Here is a 14,549-nt window from a genome sequence, read left to right on the forward strand (position 1 = left end):
GTTGGGCAGACAGTAAAACACTCGATTCTCGCTGGGAATACCTGCCAACGCGAGTCAATCAGCCGGAAACCGTATGACGCATGGCGCGCGCTGCTCGCCATGGGCTGATCGGTGTTCGAAATCGGACAGGCAGCGGGGGCGTGGTGGCAACGACGCTTGCATCGCCTGACGCCAGCGACTATTGCAGGGCGCGAGGGGCTGGCCCGGGCGGGGGCCTTGCGAACCCGGTCAGGTCCGGAAGGAAGCAGCCGTAGCAATCCGTCTCCGGGTCGGTGTCCAGCCTCTCGCTTCGCCTTGTCTCAGCGCGACGTCTCAGCGCGACAGGCTTTCCAGATAGCGGAACAGCTCGGCCGCGCCATCGGCCAGACTGGCGTTCATGTGGCCGCGGCTGTCGGGGGTGCCGGCAAAACGGCTCAGGAAGCCCTGAGTATCACGCAGATAGGCGACGAAATTATCCTCGGTCCAGGTCAGCCCTTCGCGCCCGGCCTGCAGCATCGGTTCCGAATAGCGGCGGAAATCCGGGTCTGAACCGGCCTGGCGCCCGGCGACCCCGTAAAGATTGGGCGCCGACCGGCCACCGCGTTCGAGCACGGTCCCGTCAGGGGCTGCTACCATATGGCAGACCCGGCATTCGCGCCACAATTCCTGACCCGCTGCGGCTGCAGGGCCGACGCCGAGGCTGCCTGAAACAGCGATCAGTGCAAGGGCAAGGGGCCGCCATGGGCGCATGTCATTCTCCTTCGCTTCATTGCCTCAGCCTATCGCAAGCGCGGGTCCTTTACCATCGGCGTAATTCGGAGCGCCTGTCAGCCGTCATCATCATGGTTTCAGCCGGTACCCCCGCGCCAGCCACAGCCAGCAGAGGGCGGCAAGCGCCGCGGTGCTGGCCAGCACAATGCCCAGCCCCAGCAGCGGCGGCGCATCCGAGGCGCCGATCATGCCGAATCGTGCCCCGTCGATCAGATAGAAGACCGGATTCGCGCGGGTGATCGCTTCCAGCATCGGCGGCAGGGTCTGGATGGAATAGAAGGTCCCCGAAAGGAAGGACAGCGGCACCACGATGAAATTGGTGATGGCGGCGATCTGGTCGAACTTGTTGGCCAGGATCCCCGCCGCGATCCCCAGCGCCGAGAGCATGGCCGCCCCCAGCAGGACGAAGCCCAGCAGCCACAGCGGATGCGCGACCTGAAGCCCCAGCAACAGCACCATCGAAAGCGTGATCACCACGCCAACGCACAGCCCGCGCGCGACCCCGCCCGCCATGTAGCCCGCCACCAGCTCCATCGGCGACAGCGGCGGCATCAGCGTATCGACGATATTTCCCTGCACCTTGGCGATGACGATCGACGACGATGTATTGGCAAAGGCATTCTGGATCACCGTCATCATCAGGATCCCGGGCGCCAGAAAGGCCAGGAAGGACACCCCCATGACCATGCCCCGGGACGGACCGATGGCCAGCGCGAACACCGCCAGAAACAGCCCCGCTGTCACCAGCGGTGCGGCCAGGGTCTGGGTCCAGACCACCAGAAAGCGCCGGGTCTCGCGCTGGGCCAGCGTCATCATGCCCAGCCAGTTGACCCGTCCGAAGCGCCGCACGCCCATGGCGCCGGGCCGTGTGTGATCCTGTGCTGACATGTGACTCCCGGTTTGCAATTTTCCGCCGTGCCTTGTATCCCGGCGCACCCTGCCTAGAATAGGAAGGGAAATGTAATTCTCCAACCCCACCGATCAAGACAGGTGCCGGGGTGGCCAGCCGGAGGCGCGAGCATGTCCTGGACGGACGAGCGTGTGGAAAGACTGAAGCAGATGTGGGGCGAGGGGCTCTCGGCCTCGCAGATCGCCAAGGAACTGGGCGGGGTGACCCGCAATGCGGTGATCGGCAAGGTCCATCGTCTGGGGCTTTCGAACCGGGCAGGGGCCACGGGCGCGGGGGCAACCGTGGCGGCTGCAGCACCGGAGCCCGAGCCCCAGCCCGTGCCCGCCGCCGCCGAGGCGGCACCGGCGCCGCCCGCGCCCGAGCCGGAGCCTGCCCGGACCGAGGCTCAGGCCGCTGCGCCGGAACCCGAAACCGCCAGCGACCCGGCACCCGAGGAAACCCCGAAGCCGGAAGCCGCCGAGGAAACAGCGCCCGCCGACCCACCGTCCGCACCGATCCCGTTTTCGCGCCGCCCGATCGTGCCTGCCGGCCAGCCGCTGCCGCCCCAGCCCTCGGCCAATGAGGTCAGCGCCGAGGCCCTCGCCACCGTGCGCGAGGTGGAGAAGAAGGCCCGGAGGCTGTCGCTGCTGGAACTGACCGAGCGCACCTGCAAATGGCCCGTGGGCGATCCGGCGACCGAGGATTTCTGGTTCTGTGGGCTGCCGACCCAGGCGGGCAAGCCCTATTGCGAAGCGCATGTGGGCGTGGCGTTCCAGCCCATGTCCTCGCGCCGCGACCGGCGGCGCTGAAGGGGCAAGACAATCAGGCATGTTCACGGCGCTGACCGGCGCCGCGGTTTCTGGCCAGGATGTCGCCGCGCGCGCCCCGGGCGTAGGCGGTTGAACGTGCCGGATGGCGCCCGGGTCACGCGCCTGTCAGGCGCCGATCTGCGGGCCGGGGCAGAACATCGGGCGCGCGCTCTGTTCGATTTCATACAGTTCGTCGCCGGGGCCGTCTTCGGCGAAGCGCGCGCGCAGGCCCTCGTCGGTCATCCAGAAATACCAGCAATGGGTGCGCGGCTCATCCTCGTAGACGAAGCAGATCTGTTCGCCCTGCGGATGCCAGACACCTTCGCGGCATTCCTCGCCGATGAAGGCCCAGAGCACGCGCCGCCCTTGCTTGAATTGCTCGACGCCATAGGGCACGCCGCCGGTGCCGAAGGTAAGGGTGCGGCCCGTGACGTAGGCGTCGAACTCCTCGGCAGTCATCGGGGTTTCGGCCTCGGCGGCCCCGGGGGAAAGGGCCAGGAGGATGGTGCCAAAGGCCAGAGCCGGCAGCATGATGGCGAGGGTCAGACGAGGCATGGCGACTCCGCAAGGGTTAAGGCGTTGACCCTGCCACAGACGCAGCGCCGGGGCCAGTGGCGGGCTGGTCACTTCCGGCGGCGCGCGCCTGGGCCAGCACCTGGTCAACGCGCTTGTCCATCAGGCGGAACCACAGTCTTGGCCAGAGCGCGACAACGCCCATGGCGGGCAGGGATCGGGGCAGGACCGGCATCTCCTGCGGCAGGCGCAGCGCAGGATAGGGGCGGCCCGGATTGGCGTGATGGTCCGAATGGCGCGGGGCATTGACCATCATGTGCGACGAAAACCAGTGCGGCGTGTTCCAGGAGTGGTAGATGGTCTGCGGCTCATAGCTGCCATCGGGCAGGCGGCGGCGTTCCAGCCCGTAGTGCTGGAGGTAGTCCACCATGGCCAGTTGTGTCTGCGCATAAAAGGACAGGCCCAGCCAGGCCAGCACCGCCGTCGGGCCAAGAGTGATCCAGGCGAGGGCAAGAAGCCCCAGCGCGCCGCCGACATAGGTGACATAGGGGTTGGTCCAGGCGGGTTTGCCGCGCCGGGCGATGCGGTCGCGTTCCACGCGGAACCCCTGGAGGAAGCTGCCGGTCCAGCCGCGGGCGAAATTGCGGTAGAAGCTTTCGCCCTTGCGCGGGAAATTCGGGTCCAGCGGCGTGCCCACATGGACATGGTGCAAGAGCCGGTGCGCCGTAGTGTGGTGGCCATAGAGCATGGATGTGTAGACCCATTTCCCCAGGGAGAACAGCACTCGGCTACCGCGGTGAATCAATTCATGCGCATTCGAGTTGCTGACCTGCCCGAAGAACAGGCCGAAGCCGAAGAAGGCTGCCGCACGCTCGGCCCCGCTCAGCCCGGTGAGCCCCGCCACCGCCGCCGCGCCCAGGGGCATGAGCGCCAGATGCGCCAGTGCAAGCGTGGCGGACAGCGCGTCGGCGGCGGGGAATTCCACGCCCGGCGCGCCATCGCGGTTGGCGACCTTCAGGATCTGGTCCATGCCCAGGGCGAAGACGGACATGTAGAGGACTGCGGCCCAGATCCAGGCCCCGCCCATGACCCCACCGAGGGCCAGCAGGGCCACCGGGACAAGGGTGGCCAGAGCGAAGGGCTGGATATAGTGGCGCATGGGATGGGTCTGTCATTGCATGTGGTCTGCTCAATCTAGCAGGATTTGCGCCGCCGTCACGCGCCGCGGCGTCGCAGCCGGGCTTGGCGGGGCGGGCGGCGGCGGATAGGCTGCGCCTGGCCGCCCAAAGGAAAGGACGTACCCATGCCCGAGAAGATCACCGCGCTGGACCTGCCCCCGGCCGATCCGATGCCTGAGCGCACCCGGAAATACCTGGACCTCTGCGCCGAAAAGCTGGGCTTCGTGCCAAATGTGCTGCGCGCCTACAGTTTCGATATCGCGAAATTCGATGCCTTTGTGGCCATGTATAACGACCTGATGCTGGCCGACAGCGGGTTGAGCAAGCTGGAGCGCGAGATGATTGCCGTGGTGGTGTCTTCGATCAACCGTTGCTGGTACTGCCAGGTGGCCCATGGCGCGGCGGTGCGCGAATTGTCCGGCGATCCGGCACTGGGCGAGGCGATGGTGATGAATTACCGCGCCGCACCGTTGGACCCGCGCACGCGCGCCATGCTGGATTTTGCTGCGCTGGTGGCCGAATCCAGCGCGAAAGTGGAAGAAGCCGACCGCGAGGCGCTGCGTGGGCACGGGTTTTCCGATCGCGATATCTTCGACATTTCGGCGGTGGTGGGATTCTTTTCCATGTCGAACCGGGTGGCCTCGGCCATCGGGATGGAGCCGAATGCCGAATATCACGGCGCGGCGCGTTAGCGCTGGATGCTTTCCAGATAGGCGGCCAGCGCGACCACGCGTTCCGGCATCATCCGGCTGGCACCGCGGCCCATGTCCACATGCATCAGCCGCCCGGTCATCAGGTAGCTGAGGTCGGGCATGGCGGCCTCATGCAAGGTCAGGCCGCGCCCGTAGCCATCCAGGCGGTTGAGCACCTCGGCGCGTGGGAAACCGCCCGCGCGCGTGGCCAGGCCGGTCAGATCCGGCCCGCCCGGCCCACCGGTCGCGCCCGGGCCGTGGCATCCGGCGCAGCTTTGGTCATAGAGACGCGCCCCTGCAGCAGGACCCGCAAAGGGATTGCAGGCGGCGAGAGACACGAGCGCCAGGGCCGCGATGGCAAGGCGCAGGCTGTGGTGCGGGCGGGGGGCAGGTTCGCAGTGCATGACGGCAGAGTGCCATGGCGGCGCGCGCGCGCCAAGTCTTTCCTGTGCCCGGGGTGTTTCAGCAGTTCGGAACGTTCACGGCCAGCCCGCCAAGCGCGGTTTCCTTGTATTTCTCCGACATGTCGGCGCCGGTCTGGCGCATGGCCTCGATGCAGTTGTCCAGCGGCATGAAATGGCTGCCATCGCCGCGCAGCGCCAGCGAGGCGGCGGAAACGGCCTTGATCGCGCCCAGCCCGTTGCGTTCGATGCAGGGCACCTGCACCAGCCCCTTTACCGGATCGCAGGTCATGCCGAGGTGGTGTTCGAGCGCGATTTCGGCTGCGTTTTCCACCTGTTCGGGGGTGGCGCCGAGCACGGCGGCCAATCCGGCGGCAGCCATGGCCGCGGCTGAGCCGACCTCGGCCTGGCAGCCACATTCGGCGCCGGAAATGCTGGCATTGTGCTTGATCAGCCCGCCGATGGCTGCGGCGGTCAGCAGGAACTCGGCCACGCGGGTCGCGCTGGCGCCGGGGACATGGTCCAGCCAATAGCGGATCACCGCAGGGACCACGCCCGCGGCGCCATTGGTCGGCGCGGTCACCACCTGGCCGCCAGCGGCGTTTTCCTCGTTCACGGCCATGGCATAGACGCTGATCCAGTCATTGATCACATGCGGCGGCGCCAGGTTCAGCCCGTGTTCGGCCCGCAGCGATGTCAGGATGGCACCGGCCCGGCGCCGCACCCGCAAACCGCCGGGCAATTCGCCGCTGCCTTCAAGCCCGCGGTCGATGCAGGCGTTCATGACCGACCAAAGGCGCCTGACCCCCTGGTCCAGTTTCAGAGGGTCATGCCGGGTCAGTTCGTTGGCGCGCTTCATCTCGGCGATGGAGAGGCCGGAGTCGCGGGCCATGGCCAGCATTTCGGCAGCCGAGTGGAATGGATAGGGGCAAGGGGTCTGAGGCGAGGCGTCGGCGCTGCTGTTCAGTTCGGCTGCAGTCACCACGAAGCCGCCGCCGATGGAGAAATAGGTTTCCTGCGCGATCACATCGCCCTGGGCATCGGTGGCGCGCAGGACCATGGCATTGGCATGGCCGGGCAGGGGAGGGCCGAAATCGAAGACAAGATCGGCCTTGGGGTCAAAGCTGACCTGGCCCAGGCCGGGGATGTCGATCCGGCAGGTTTCACGGATCGCCGCCAGGGTGGTTTCGGCGCGGGCGGCGTCATAGCTGTCTGGCAGGAAACCGGCCAGGCCCAGGATGACCGCGCGGTCGGTGGCATGCCCCACGCCGGTGAACGCGAGCGAGCCATGCAGGGTCGCGCGCAGCCCGGCCACGCTAAACGGTTGCGCGCGCAGGTGGTCGAGGAAGCGGGCGGCGGCGACCATCGGCCCCATGGTATGGGACGAGGACGGGCCGATTCCGATCTTGAAGATATCGAACACCGACAGGAACATGGGGCCTCCGGGACAGGGACATTCTGCACAGGCCTACAGGATTTCCGCGCGGGCGCCATGGCCGCAAGCGACCATGGGGCGCAGAAATCGGACATGGGCGCGCCGCGCCCCGTGCGCGCCCCGCGGACGCCGCGCCCCACCCGCCCACCCATGCGCGCCGTCCACAGGGCGCGCACGGGGCGGTTCGGGTGCAGGGGGCATATTCACGGGCTTGTTGCGTGGTTTCGGTGTTCTGCGGCTTTTCTTGATCCGGGGTTGGGGTTAGTATCTGCGCATTCTGGTCGGCCATTCGGGCGGCCAATGTGTTGCACCGGGGCGATAGGCAAGATCCGACGCAGAACGGACGGTCGCACCGCAGGGCGAGGGCAGTATGACATTACGGCGTATTCGAGTGGGGCTGGTCGGCACGGCATTGGCGGTGCTGCTTGCGGGCTGCATGGACGGGCAGGGCAGTCCGGCGGAGAGTGAGCGGCCAACATCGCAGCAAGCCAGCCGGGCGGGTGTGGAGCGCGATGTCGAGGCGCCCGACGTATTCCAGGAATCGGACCGGGGGTTGTGGGATGGACGGCCCTCGCTTGGTGGGGTCTGGGTGGCCCATCCCGATGTGCGCGATCCCGAGCGCGTGATCATTCGCAACCCCGACAACGGGCAGGAAGTGGTCGGTGCGCTGTTCCGGCGTGAGCGTGAGAATCCGGGGCCGGCGTTTCAGGTGTCCTCGGATGCGGCTTCGGCGCTGGGCATGCTGGCGGGTAATCCTGCGGGCCTGCAGGTCACCGCCCTGCGCACCGAGGTCAGCGCCCCGTCTGACGCGCCGCGCGCAGCCGCGGACGCGCCCGAAGAGGCAGCCCCGCAAGAAGAGGCCGCCCCGCAAGTGGCTGAGGCTGCCGAGGCGCCTGCGGATGAAGCCGAGGCGGTGGAGGTTGCCGCCGCGGAGCCTCCGCGCGAGCGGCGCCGGTTCTGGCCCTTTGGCCGCCGCGACCGGGCCGAGGCCGAGACGGATGAGATCGGCATGCGCCCGCTGGAGGATGACGTGGCCCAGACGCCTGCGGCCGAGCCTGAGGCGCCTGTTGCCGCGGCGCAACCTGCCGCGCAGGCGCCGACCTCCGCGCTGGCGCGGGGCTATATCCAGCTGGGTATCTTCAGCGTCGAGGCCAATGCCGACCGGGCGCTGGGCATGGCAAGGGGCGCCGGCATGTCGGGGCGGGTTGTTGAAGGCGAAAGCAGCGGCAACCGGTTCTGGCGGGTGATCGTCGGCCCGTCCTCCACCACGGCCGAGCGTGACCGGATCTTGTCCCGGGTGCGCGATCTGGGCTTTACTGATGCCTATGCGGTTGCACGATAGGGGCGCGGTGTTGATGCGCGGCATTGCTGGGGGAACGAACATGATGCACCGATTGCTTACGGCGGTTGTTGCGGTGGTGGCGCTGATGGCCGGTCCCTTGGCGGTGCCTTCGGCTGCGCAGACCGGCTTCGAAACGCGGGCCTCGGCGGCCTATGTGATCGATGTCACATCCGGCACCGTGTTGCTGGATGTGAGTTCGGACATTCCGCTGCCACCGGCTTCGATGTCCAAGCTGATGACCCTGACCATGTTGTTCGAGGCGATCGAGGACGGGCGGCTGTCGCTGGACACCACCTTTACCGTGTCCGAGCGTGCCCATGCGATGGGCGGCTCGCGCATGTTTCTGGAAACGCGCCATCGACCCACCGCCGAGGATCTGATCCGCGGGATCGCGGTGCTATCGGGCAATGACGCCACGGTGGTGGTGGCCGAGGGGTTGGCCGGGACCGAGGAAGCCTTTGCCACCATGGCCACACGCCGCGCCCGCGATCTGGGGATGGAGAACACGACCATCGCCAATGCCTCGGGGTGGCCGCACCCGGAACACCGCATGTCCATGCGCGACCTGGCCATCCTGGCCGAGCACATGATTACCGAGTTTCCGCAATTCTACCCTTATCTGGCCGAGCCTGAGTTCACCTGGAACAACATCACCCAGTCGAACCGCGTGCCGCTGCTGGGGGCAGGCGTGGGGCTGGACGGGTTGAAGACCGGCTTTACCTCGGAGGCCGGATACAGCCTGACCGGGTCGGCGCTGCAGGGGGACCGGCGGATCATCTTTGCGTTCTCGGGGCTGGGCAGCGAACGGGAGCGTCTGGAAGAGGCTGAGCGGATCATCAACTGGGCGTTTCGGCAGTTTGCCTCGGTGACGGTGGCGCGGGCAGGCACGGTTCTGGCCGAGGCCGATGTCTGGATGGGCGAGGCGCCCCGCGTGCCCCTGACCCTGGCCGAGGATCTGCGCATCCTGATCCCGTCGATCGCGCAGCGCAACATCGAGGCCCGCGCGGTGTTCGACGCGCCCTTGCCCGCACCGGTCCAGGCCGGGCAGCGCGTGGGGGATCTGGTGATCTCGGTCCCGGACATGGAGGACCGGCGCGTGCCGCTGATTGCGGCGGCCGCGGTGCCCGAGGGCGGGTTCATGGTCCGCATGCAGGCGGCGGCGCAGGTGCTGTTGCGAGAGATTCAGGGCGCGCGGGACGGCGACGCCACGGCCCTGCAGTGAGCGAATGGGGGCATGGGCACCCCAGCGGGGCCGGGCGCGGGCTGTTCCTGAGCTTAGAGGGGATCGACGGGTCCGGCAAGACCACCCAGGCGCGGATGCTGGCCGAATCCCTGCGCGGGCGCGGCCATGAGGTGGTGCTGACGCGCGAACCCGGCGGCGCCCCCGGGGCCGAGGAAATCCGCCGCCTGCTGGTCGAAGGCGATGGCGCGCGCTGGTCGCCGGAAACCGAAATCCTGCTGTTCAACGCCGCGCGGCGCGACCATCTGGAACGCACCATCTGGCCGGCGCTGGCCGCAGGCAAGGTGGTGATCTGTGACCGGTTTGCGGATTCCACACGGGTCTATCAGGGGGCCGTGCGCGCCCAGTTGCGCGCCGTTGTGGACAGTCTGCACAGGCTGATGATCGGCACCGAGCCGCAGCTGACCCTGATCATCGACACCGACCCCGAGGCCGCGCTTCTCCGCGGTCTGGCCCGCCCCGGCGCCGAGGATCGGTTCGAGCGCTTCGGCGCTGCGTTTCAGGCGGCCCTGCGCGGCGGCTTTCTGGCGCTTGCGCGGGAATATCCCCGGCGCTGTCGGCTGATCGATGGCAACCGCCCGCCCGAGGTCGTCGGCGCCGAGGTGCTGGCCGTGGTCGAACGCGCATTGTCAGGTGTGGCGCGGCCATGAGCGACCCCGAGGACCTTCCCGAGCCGGACCGGATTGACGGCGTTCCCCACCCGCGCGAGGCGCGCGCGCTCTTCGGCCACGACGATGCTGAAGCAGCCTTCCTCGAGGCTTTCAACGCCGGGCGGTTGCAGCATGGCTGGATGATCACCGGCCCGCGCGGGGTGGGCAAGGCGACCCTGGCCTGGCGCATCGCGCGGTTCCTGCTGGCGCAGACCGGGCCTTCGGGCAGCCCTGCCACATCGCTGGATGTGCCCCCGGAACATCCGGCGGCAACCCAACTGGCGGCGGGGGCGCATCCGGGGCTTCTGGTGCTGCGGCGCGGCTATGACACCAAGGCCAAGCGGCTGCGCGCCGTGATCACTGTCGATGAAATGCGCCGCTTGCACGGGTTCTTTGGTATGCGCGCCACCGATGGCGGCTGGCGGGTGGTGATTGTCGATGCCGCCGATGAAATGAACCCCAATGCCGCCAATGCGCTGCTGAAATCGCTGGAGGAGCCGCCCGCGCGGGCGATCCTGTTGCTGGTGGCGCATTGCCCCTCGGCGCTGTTGCCGACGATCCGGTCGCGCTGCCGGATGTTGCCGCTGGCGCCGCTGGACGGGGCAGACATGGCCGCGGCGCTGACCCAGGCCGGGTTCGACCCGGGCGCGCAGGCCGCGGCGCTGGCGGCGCTGTCGGGCGGGTCGGTGGGCACGGCGGTGCGGCTGCTGGCGGCGGACGGGTTGGCGCTCTATGGCGAGCTGACGCAGGTGCTGGGGGCGGCGCCCCGGATCGACCGCGCGCGGCTTCTGGCCCTGGCCAACAGCGCCGCGGGCCGCGGCGCCGAGGAACGCTTTGACCTGCTGCTGTCGCTGACCGAACTCTGGCTGGCCCGGCTGGCCCGCGCCGGGGTCACCGGCCCGCCGCAGCCCGAAGCCGCCCCGGGCGAGGCCGAGGTTCTGGCCCGGCTGGCGCCCGGGGTGGGGGCGGCGCAGCTTTGGGCGGGGGCGGCCTCGGGGCTGGTGGCGCGGGCGCGACAGGGGCGGGCGGTGAACCTTGACCCTGTCGGGCTGGTGCTTGATATGGGGTTGCGGGTCGAAGCGATTGCCCGCCAGATAGCGTGACCCTTCAGGCGACAAAGCGCAGCGAAAGCCCTCATGACCCTTCCTCCGCCCATCGTTGACAGCCATTGCCATCTGGACTTCCCGGAACTGGCCGATGAACTGGATCAGGTGATCGCCCGCGCCCGCGCTGCCGGTGTGACCCGGATGCTGACCATCTGTACGAAGCTGCGCAACGAACCGCAGGTTCGCGCCATCGCCGAAGGTCATGACGGCGTGTTCTATGCCGCCGGAACCCATCCGATGAGCGTGGCGGACGAACCCATGGCCAGCGTCGATGACCTGCTGGCTGTTGCCGCGCATCCCAAATGCATCGGCATCGGCGAATCCGGGCTGGATTATCATTACACCGCCGCCAGTGCCGCGCTGCAGCAGGACAGCCTGCGCATCCACATAGAGGCCGCCCGCCGCAGCGGCCTGCCGCTGATCATCCATGCCCGGGCCGCCGATGAGGACATGGCCGCCATCCTGTCGCAGGAGCACGCCCGCGGCGGCTTTGGCTGCGTGATGCATTGCTACAGTTCCGGTGCCGAACTGGCGCGGGTGGCGGTAGGTCTGGGTTTCTATCTGTCCATGTCCGGCATCGCCGCCTTCCCCAAAAGCGCCGAGCTGCGCGCGATCTTTGCCAGCGCGCCGCTGGAGCGTATCCTGGTGGAAACCGATGCCCCCTATCTGGCGCCGCCCCCCTATCGCGGCAGGCGCAATGAGCCGGCCTATACGGTGCACACCGCGCAGGTGGGGGCGGAACTGTTCGGTCTGGACTATGCCGAATTCGCCGCCGCCACTTCGGGCAATTTCGACCGGCTGTTCACCAAGGCGGTGGCATGACGGCGGTGTTGCGCTTTACCATCCTGGGCTGCGGGTCCTCAGGCGGGGTGCCGCGGCTGGGCGGGCTGTGGGGCGATTGCGACCCGTCCGAGCCGCGCAACATCCGCACCCGCTGTTCGCTTCTGATCGAACGCCAGACCGATTTTGGCACCACGCGGGTGCTGATCGATACCTCGCCCGACATGCGCGCGCAGTTGCTGGCCGCCGGGGTGGGACGGCTGGATGCGGTGGTCTATACCCATGCCCATGCCGATCATGTCCATGGCATCGATGATCTGCGCATGATCGTCTTCAACACGGGCAGCCGCCTGCCGGTCTGGGCCGATGGGCCCACCCAGGAAGCGCTGTTTTCCCGCTTCGGCTACGCCTTTGTCCAGCCAAAGGGCTCCCCTTATCCGCCGATCCTGGAGATGAATACCATCGCCGGTGATGTGACTGTCCCGGGCAAGGGGGGCGAGATACGGCTGCAGCCCCTGCCCGTAAACCACGGCACCATCGATGCGCTGGGCTTTCGCATCGGGCGGCTGGCCTATGTCCCCGATGCGGTGGTGATCCCTGACACCACCTGGGCGCAGCTTGAAGGGCTGGACTGCTGGATCGTCGATGCCCTGCGCCGCCGCCCGCATCCCACCCATGCGCATCTGGAGATGACGCTGGAGTGGATCGCCCGCGCCCGGCCGGCCCGCGCCGTGCTGACCAACATGCATGTGGATCTGGATTACGTCACCGTTGCCACCGAAACCCCGGACCATGTCGTGCCCGCCCATGACGGCATGGTCCTGGACTTCCCGGACTGAGCGGCCATGCAGGCGCTGGTCTCGGTCATCCTGCCGGTGTTCCTGCTGATCGGCTTCGGCTATGCCATGCGCTGGCGCGAACTGATCACGGATGCGCATATCGATGGCGTGATGGTCTTTGCCCAGAATTTCGCCATTCCCTGCCTGCTGTTCGTGGCCATCGCCCGGCTGGATCTGGGGCAGGATTTCGACCTGCGCCTGCTGGGCAGCTTCTATCTGGGGGCGCTGGCGGGATTCGTGGCCGGGATTGCCGGGGCGCGGCTGTTTTTCAAGCGCGACTGGGAAGACAGCATTGCCATCGGCTTTGTCTGCCTGTTCTCCAACTCGCTGCTTCTGGGCCTGCCGATCACCGAGCGCGCCTATGGAGCGGACGCGCTGGCGCCGAATTATGCCATCATCGCCGTGCATTCGCCCATCTGCTATGCGGTGGGGATCACCGCCATGGAATTTGTGCGCAATCGCGGGTCAGGGATGGCAGCCACGGGGCGGCGGGTCTTCGTGGCCATGTTCCGAAACGCGCTGGTGATCGGCATCGGGCTGGGTTTCGTGGTCAATCTGGGGGGCATTGCCCTGCCGCAGGTGGTGGATGAGGCGCTGGACCTGATGGTGCGCGCGGCGATTCCGACGGCGCTCTTCGGGCTGGGCGGGGTGCTGTACCGCTACCGCCCGGACGGCGATCTGCGTACCATCGGCTATGTCGTGGCGGTGTCATTGATCCTGCATCCGGCCATCGTCTGGGCCATGGGGCGGGGGCTGGCGCTGGATCAGGGGCAGTTCCGGTCTGCGGTGCTGACCGCGGCTGTGGCGCCGGGGGTCAATGCCTATGTCTTTGCCAACATGTATGGCCGCGCGCGGCGGGTGGCGGCCTCCAGCGTGTTGCTGGGCACGGTGCTTTGCGCGCTGACCGGATGGGTCTGGTTGCACCTTCTGGAGTGATGCACCCGCCCGCGCCTTTGCGCGGGCAGCGCCCCCTAAGGCGCGCAGCGCGGCTCGGGGGCGCTTTCCGGCCCCGGGGTCAGCCCCAGGTCGGGTGGAATTTGCCCGCGGGCGACAGGGTGAAGATCTCCACCCCCGTGGCCGTCACGCCGACCGAATGTTCAAACTGCGCCGACAGCGCCTTGTCGCGGGTGATCGCGGTCCAGTCATCGGACAGCACCTTGGTTTCGGGGCGGCCCAGATTGATCATCGGCTCGATGGTGAAGAACATACCTTCCTCCAGCATCGGGCCGGTGCCTGCGCGGCCGTAATGCAGCACATTGGGCGGCGAATGGAACACGCGGCCCAGCCCGTGGCCGCAGAAATCACGCACCACCGACATGCGGCGGGCCTCGGCGAAGCTCTGGATGGCATGGCCGATATCGCCGAAGGTATTGCCGGGGCGTACGGCCTCGATCCCGATCATCAGCGCGTCATGGGTGACCTGGATCAGTTTTTCGGCATAGGGTTTGGGCGTTCCGGCCACGAACATGCGGCTGGTGTCGCCATACCAGCCATCGACCACCACGGTGACATCGATATTGAGGATATCGCCATCCACCAGCAGGTCATTGCCGCGGGGGCGGGCTTCATGCTTGCTGGCGGGAATGGGGCTGCCGGGGATGCCGTGGCAGACGACGTGATTGACCGAGATGCAGCTGGCATGCTGATAGCCGCGATACCCGATGGTGGCCGAGGTCGCCCCCGCCTCATCCACCATGGCGTTGATCAGACGGTCCAGTTCCCCCGTCGTCTGGCCCGGCACCACATGCGGGGCGATCCGGTCCAGTATGCTGGCCGCCAGTTGCCCGGCCTTGTGCATCCCGGCAAAGTCTTCGGGCGCGTGCAGGTGGATGCCGTCTTTGGTGATCCGAACGGGTTGGCCGCTGTCCAAGGGATGCTCCGGTGTTGCAGGGTTTCGCGTGTTAGATAACGGCAGATGCGCCGGT

Annotated in this window: 16 protein-coding genes and 1 other RNA gene; 10 read left to right on the forward strand and 7 right to left on the reverse strand. The window is 67.7% G+C overall.

Features of this window, described 5'->3' with window-relative positions:
• Positions 1–191: 191 nt before the first annotated feature.
• Positions 192–290: signal recognition particle sRNA small type (ffs, locus tag HUK65_RS13220), an RNA gene on the forward strand.
• A 22-nt stretch (positions 291–312) separates the two neighbouring features.
• Here the strand turns inward: ffs and HUK65_RS13225 are convergent.
• On the reverse strand, positions 313–729 hold the full coding sequence (locus tag HUK65_RS13225; protein WP_179906746.1) for a c-type cytochrome: 417 nt from the start codon (positions 727–729) through the stop codon (positions 313–315).
• A 90-nt stretch (positions 730–819) separates the two neighbouring features.
• The gene (locus tag HUK65_RS13230) at positions 820–1,638 is read right to left on the reverse strand and encodes an ABC transporter permease (RefSeq protein ID WP_235442145.1); all 819 of its coding nucleotides are present in this window, start codon (positions 1,636–1,638) and stop codon (positions 820–822) included.
• 132 nt (positions 1,639–1,770) lie between these two features.
• Between HUK65_RS13230 and HUK65_RS13235 the strand changes: the two genes are divergently transcribed.
• Positions 1,771–2,448, forward strand: coding sequence for a GcrA family cell cycle regulator (locus HUK65_RS13235; RefSeq protein ID WP_179906747.1), 678 nt, complete (start codon positions 1,771–1,773; stop codon positions 2,446–2,448).
• Positions 2,449–2,574: 126 nt separating this feature from the next.
• Here HUK65_RS13235 and HUK65_RS13240 read toward each other — a convergent pair whose 3' ends face one another.
• Positions 2,575–3,003: a hypothetical protein gene (locus HUK65_RS13240; protein WP_235442146.1), complete on the reverse strand. Its 429-nt coding sequence runs from the start codon at positions 3,001–3,003 to the stop codon at positions 2,575–2,577.
• 16 nt (positions 3,004–3,019) lie between these two features.
• Positions 3,020–4,120 carry an alkane 1-monooxygenase gene (locus HUK65_RS13245; protein ID WP_179906748.1) on the reverse strand — a complete coding sequence of 367 codons (1,101 nt, stop codon included), beginning with the start codon at positions 4,118–4,120 and terminating at the stop codon, positions 3,020–3,022.
• A gap of 144 nt (positions 4,121–4,264) precedes the next feature.
• Between HUK65_RS13245 and HUK65_RS13250 the strand changes: the two genes are divergently transcribed.
• Positions 4,265–4,831, forward strand: coding sequence for a peroxidase-related enzyme (locus HUK65_RS13250; protein WP_179906749.1), 567 nt, complete (start codon positions 4,265–4,267; stop codon positions 4,829–4,831).
• Here HUK65_RS13250 and HUK65_RS13255 read toward each other — a convergent pair.
• Positions 4,828–5,235, reverse strand: a complete 408-nt coding sequence (locus tag HUK65_RS13255; protein WP_179906750.1) for a c-type cytochrome — start codon at positions 5,233–5,235, stop codon at positions 4,828–4,830. The two genes, HUK65_RS13250 and HUK65_RS13255, sit on opposite strands and share 4 nt — an antisense overlap.
• Before the next feature lie 58 nt (positions 5,236–5,293).
• Positions 5,294–6,667 (reverse strand): L-serine ammonia-lyase, encoded by a 1,374-nt coding sequence (locus tag HUK65_RS13260; protein ID WP_179906751.1) that lies wholly within the window; start codon positions 6,665–6,667, stop codon positions 5,294–5,296.
• A gap of 370 nt (positions 6,668–7,037) precedes the next feature.
• On the opposite strand from HUK65_RS13260, the gene HUK65_RS13265 reads away from it, so the two are divergent.
• Genes HUK65_RS13265 through HUK65_RS13295 form a run of 7 tightly spaced genes read left to right on the forward strand, consistent with a single transcriptional unit; the run spans position 7,038 to position 13,560 of the window.
• Positions 7,038–8,009 (forward strand): SPOR domain-containing protein, encoded by a 972-nt coding sequence (locus HUK65_RS13265; RefSeq protein ID WP_179906752.1) that lies wholly within the window; start codon positions 7,038–7,040, stop codon positions 8,007–8,009.
• A gap of 43 nt (positions 8,010–8,052) precedes the next feature.
• A complete protein-coding gene (locus HUK65_RS13270; RefSeq protein ID WP_179906753.1) occupies positions 8,053–9,231 on the forward strand; it encodes a D-alanyl-D-alanine carboxypeptidase family protein in 1,179 nt (392 codons plus the stop codon).
• The gene (gene tmk / locus HUK65_RS13275) at positions 9,228–9,899 is read left to right on the forward strand and encodes a dTMP kinase (protein WP_179906754.1); all 672 of its coding nucleotides are present in this window, start codon (positions 9,228–9,230) and stop codon (positions 9,897–9,899) included. Before HUK65_RS13270 ends, tmk begins: the two co-directional genes overlap by 4 nt.
• Complete coding sequence (locus HUK65_RS13280) at positions 9,896–11,002, forward strand: DNA polymerase III subunit delta' (protein WP_179906755.1); 1,107 nt, start codon at positions 9,896–9,898, stop codon at positions 11,000–11,002. Before tmk ends, HUK65_RS13280 begins: the two co-directional genes overlap by 4 nt.
• Before the next feature lie 33 nt (positions 11,003–11,035).
• Positions 11,036–11,827, forward strand: coding sequence for a TatD family hydrolase (locus HUK65_RS13285; RefSeq protein WP_179906756.1), 792 nt, complete (start codon positions 11,036–11,038; stop codon positions 11,825–11,827).
• Positions 11,824–12,624 (forward strand): MBL fold metallo-hydrolase, encoded by an 801-nt coding sequence (locus HUK65_RS13290; RefSeq protein ID WP_179906757.1) that lies wholly within the window; start codon positions 11,824–11,826, stop codon positions 12,622–12,624. Before HUK65_RS13285 ends, HUK65_RS13290 begins: the two co-directional genes overlap by 4 nt.
• Positions 12,625–12,630: 6 nt before the next feature.
• Positions 12,631–13,560, forward strand: a complete 930-nt coding sequence (locus HUK65_RS13295; RefSeq protein WP_179906758.1) for an AEC family transporter — start codon at positions 12,631–12,633, stop codon at positions 13,558–13,560.
• A 79-nt stretch (positions 13,561–13,639) separates the two neighbouring features.
• Here the strand turns inward: HUK65_RS13295 and map are convergent, their stop codons facing one another.
• A complete protein-coding gene (gene map / locus HUK65_RS13300) occupies positions 13,640–14,494 on the reverse strand; it encodes a type I methionyl aminopeptidase (protein WP_235442147.1) in 855 nt (284 codons plus the stop codon).
• Positions 14,495–14,549 lie beyond the last annotated feature (55 nt).

It is taken from the genome of Rhabdonatronobacter sediminivivens, from assembly GCF_013415485.1.
GTDB lineage: Bacteria > Pseudomonadota > Alphaproteobacteria > Rhodobacterales > Rhodobacteraceae > Rhabdonatronobacter > Rhabdonatronobacter sediminivivens.